The 4,145-nt window shown below is 39.9% G+C and carries 3 protein-coding genes and 1 pseudogene; all 4 read left to right on the forward strand.

The genetic code is table 11. The annotated features are described in order from the left end of the window. Window positions 1–249 precede the first annotated feature (249 nt). Window positions 250–1,263 (forward strand): ArsJ-associated glyceraldehyde-3-phosphate dehydrogenase, encoded by a 1,014-nt coding sequence (locus CK510_RS27120; protein ID WP_095724619.1) that lies wholly within the window; start codon window positions 250–252, stop codon window positions 1,261–1,263. A 75-nt stretch (window positions 1,264–1,338) separates the two neighbouring features. Next, entirely contained in the window at window positions 1,339–2,601 is a 1,263-nt protein-coding gene (gene arsJ / locus CK510_RS27125) for an organoarsenical effux MFS transporter ArsJ (RefSeq protein WP_095724617.1), read from the forward strand. 14 nt (window positions 2,602–2,615) lie between these two features. Continuing rightward, window positions 2,616–3,680, forward strand: coding sequence for an ACR3 family arsenite efflux transporter (arsB, locus tag CK510_RS27130; RefSeq protein WP_095724618.1), 1,065 nt, complete (start codon window positions 2,616–2,618; stop codon window positions 3,678–3,680). Window positions 3,681–3,832: 152 nt separating this feature from the next. Then, a pseudogene (locus CK510_RS27135) lies at window positions 3,833–4,069 on the forward strand (aquaporin); the annotation flags it as partial. Window positions 4,070–4,145 lie beyond the last annotated feature (76 nt).

Genomic DNA, 4,145 nt, shown 5'->3' on the forward strand with positions numbered 1-4,145 from the left:
CACGAACTGTCATTGATTTACCTGCCATCGGGCTAACATTCAAACAACATAAATTTTCTAAGAGGGTGTTTATAAATAAAATCTGTCATTCTGAGGAACGAAGAATCTAGCGTTTGAAGCGTAGTCTAGAGATGCTTCACTGCGCTATCGCTCCGTTCAGCATGACAAACTAGACTTTTTGCCTAATTTATAAACACCCTCTTAGAAAATTTATGTTGTTTGAATGTTAGCCCGATGGCAGGTAAATCAATGACAGTTCGTGTTGGTATTAATGGATTTGGCAGGATTGGTAGATTAGCTTTGCGAGCAGCGTGGGGATGTTCGGAAATCGAATTTGTCCATATCAACGAAGTCAAAGGTGGAGCAGTTACAGCCGCTCATCTACTCAAGTTTGATTCGGTTCATGGACGTTGGACACCAGAGGTAGAAGCTGGAGAAAATCTCATTCTCATAGACGGTAAACCTCTGAGTTTTAGCGAATATTCCCAACCGGGTGAAGTTCCTTGGGAAGATTTGGGTGTGGATGTGGTGTTGGAATGCTCAGGAAAATTTAGAACTAGCGAAACCCTTGATCCTTATTTCAAACGGGGAATCAGAAAAGTAATTGTGGCTGCTCCAGTCAAGGAAGGTGCCCTAAATATTGTTATGGGGGTTAATGACCAGCTTTATCAACCCAAACAACACCATCTTCTCACTGCTGCCTCTTGTACCACAAATTGTTTAGCTCCAGTTGTTAAGGTAATTCATGAAGGTTTGGGAATTAAGCATGGAATAATTACCACAATCCATGACAACACCAACACTCAAACCATCGTTGATGCTCCCCATAAAGATTTACGTCGAGCTAGAGCTACTAGTTTGTCTTTGATTCCCACTAGTACAGGTTCGGCAACTGCGATCGGGTTAATTTATCCTGAACTGAATGGCAAGTTGAATGGTTTAGCAGTGCGAGTACCTTTGCTCAATGCTTCTTTGACCGATTGCGTCTTTGAGGTTGCCAGACCAACTACTGTCGAAGAAGTTAATGGATTGCTCAAAGCGGCTTCAGAGCAGGAACCGCTTCAAGGAATTCTGGGTTATGAGGAGCGTCCTTTAGTCTCCATAGACTACAAAGATGATCCTCGCTCTTCCATCATTGATGCTCTATCCACAATGGTGGTAGACCAGACACAAGTCAAAATCCTCGCCTGGTACGACAACGAATGGGGTTATGCCAATCGGATGGTTGAACTTGCTCGCAAGGTTGCTCTAAACCTCAACTAGTTTTGAGTTGGAAATATTCTCAAGCTCGAAGTTTTCCCAATTTTCCTGTTGATCCTTCATTAACATCATTTCCTCATGGCACCTAGTACAGCTTCCAGAGCCAATTTCAAAAACTATAGTTTAGTGACACTTGCATACTGGGGGTTCACCATTACCGATGGTGCGCTACGAATGCTGGTACTGCTCTATTTCAACAAAATTGGTTATACTCCCATCCAAATTGCTTCCTTATTCCTGTTCTACGAAGTTTTCGGTATCGTCACCAACTTTCTTGGTGGTTGGATTGGTTCTCAATTTGGACTAAAAATAACTCTTTATACTGGCATTGGACTACAGATTTTTTCTCTGGTAATGCTGTCTATGCTTAACCCTAGTTGGGCACAGTGGATTGCTGTAACTTATGTAATGGTGGCACAGGCATTTTCAGGGATTGCCAAAGATTTAACCAAGATGAGTACCAAAAGTGCCATTCGCTTAGTTGTACCCCAGGATGCCCAATCTTCCCTATTTAAATGGGTAGCAATTCTCACAGGTTCTAAGAATGCTCTCAAAGGGGTTGGCTTTTTTGTTGGTAGTGCATTACTAGGTGGATTTGGCTTTATTAATTCCCTGTGGATTATGGCTGCTGGACTGTTCTTGATTATGTTTACGGGAATGCTGTTACCCAAAGGAATGGGCAAAATCAAGAAAAAGGTCAAGTTCAGTCAACTATTTTCTAAAAGTGAAGAAATTAATATTCTCTCGGCTGCCAGATTCTTTTTATTTGGTTCTAGGGATGTATGGTTTGTTGTTGCTCTGCCAGTATTTTTGCGTAGTACATTAGGTTGGTCATTTTCTCAAGTGGGTGGATTTCTCGCTTGTTGGGTAATTGGCTATGGTATTATTCAATCTCTAGCACCAACATTAATTAAGCGATTTGGTTCTGGTCATCCTCCCCAAGCAAACACCGTCCAGTTTTGGACATTTACTTTAACGGCAGTTCCAGCTGCGATCGCACTCGCTCTACAAATGGGTATACCTGCTAATATTGCGATCGTTGGTGGATTAATGGTTTTTGGCGTGGTATTTGCCTTTAACTCAGCAGTTCACTCTTACTTGGTGTTGGCTTTTACCGATGATGATAAGGTGGCACTAAACGTCGGATTTTACTACATGGCAAACTCTGGTGGTCGTTTAGCTGGCACTGTGTTATCTGGGTTAGTGTATCAATTTTTCGGTTTGGTGGGCTGTTTATGGACATCAACGTTTTTTGTCCTCGCAGCAGCATTAGTAACTTTGAAACTACCAAATCCCCAACCAAGCAAAAATATTGCCTGGAAAGCTGGAGATGGTGACTAAAAACTGAGGTTTCCATGAAAAAATCTACCTCAAAACGACTGTCCTTTCTTGACCGCTTCCTAACCTTGTGGATTTTTCTCGCAATGGCTACAGGTGTCAGTCTGGGCTATTTTTTCCCTGGAGTAGAAGCATTTATTAACCAGTTTCAAGTGGGAACTACAAATATCCCCATTGCGATTGGCTTAATTTTGATGATGTATCCACCCTTAGCAAAGGTAAAGTACGAAGAATTAGGGGATGTATTTCGCAATGGCAAAATTCTCGCTTTGTCTCTAGTTCAGACGTGGGTGATTGCCCCTATAGTGATGTTTATACTTGCCATTATTTTTCTACGTGATTACCCAGAATATATGACTGGATTAATCATGGTGGGAATAGCTCCTTGTATTGCGATGGTAATTGTATGGAGTGAACTGGCTAGAGGGGACAATCAACTTACAGCTGGACTGGTTGCCTTAAATAGTATTTTTCAAGTTCTCTTTTACAGCGTTTATGCCTGGTTTTTTATCTCTGTTTTACCACCTTTATTTGGCTTAAAGGGAAGCGTTGTTAATATTGGCATCGGGGAAGTTGCTCAAACCGTTTTTATCTATTTAGGCATTCCCTTCCTATCTGGATTTATCACTCGCGTTGTTTTGGTGCGAGCTAAAGGAAAGTCTTGGTATCACAATGAATTTATTCCTAAAATTAGTCCAATTACTTTAATTGCCCTGCTATTTACCATCGTAGTAATGTTTAGCTTAAAAGGTAATTTAATTGTTCAGATACCAATGGATGTTGTGCGAATTGCGATTCCACTAATCATCTATTTTCTGTTGATGTTTTTGACTAGTTTTTACATTGCTTGGAAAATCAAAGCCGACTATGCAAAAGCTGCAAGTGTGGCATTTACAGCAGCTGGTAATAATTTTGAGTTAGCGATCGCAGTAAGTATTGCTGTATTTGGTATTAATTCAGGTGTAGCGTTTGCTGCTGTAATTGGACCTTTAGTAGAAGTTCCTGTTTTAATTAGTTTGGTTAGTCTAGCTTTTTGGTTCAAAAAGCAGTTTTTCAAAGAACAAAACCTAGATTCTATGTAATCAACTATATTTTTGTTCGAGAAGAATTCAGTTCTATTAAATCACATGGAAATTAATCCTGAATTCTAATTACATTAGTTTGAACTTAGTTGAACCTTAGTTGAATCTAAATAGTAGTGAGTTATCCTGTAAGACAAGTAAGGTTTTAGATGATGAATTCAGTTTTCAACTCAGGTTCTCTATTTTCTCTATGGAAATCCATTAAACATCTTAAAAAAGAGTTACTATCCGAAACGATTGGCACTTTTACTTTAGTATTTGCTGGAACAGGTGCAGTAATGGTAAATGACATTAGTCAAGGTACAATTACTCACCTGGGAATTAGCTTTGTCTTTGGTGCAGTTGTGACAGCATTGATTTACTCGATCGGACATTTAAGCGGGGCACATTCAGTAAATCACAAAGTTTTTTCCAAGGCTTATGCTCATTCAATCACTAAGTATAGTTAAGTAACTTTATACACTT

This window comes from Brunnivagina elsteri CCALA 953, assembly GCF_002289455.1.
Classification (GTDB): domain Bacteria; phylum Cyanobacteriota; class Cyanobacteriia; order Cyanobacteriales; family Nostocaceae; genus Brunnivagina; species Brunnivagina elsteri.

What these genes read in the sequence shown, in the direction of transcription:
- arsB (WP_095724618.1), top strand. Translation starts at nt 2,616, where the DNA reads ATGAAAAAATCTACCTCAAAACGACTGTCCTTTCTTGACCGCTTCCTA.
- CK510_RS27120 (WP_095724619.1), top strand. Translation starts at nt 250, where the DNA reads ATGACAGTTCGTGTTGGTATTAATGGATTTGGCAGGATTGGTAGATTA.
- arsJ (WP_095724617.1), top strand. Translation starts at nt 1,339, where the DNA reads ATGGCACCTAGTACAGCTTCCAGAGCCAATTTCAAAAACTATAGTTTA.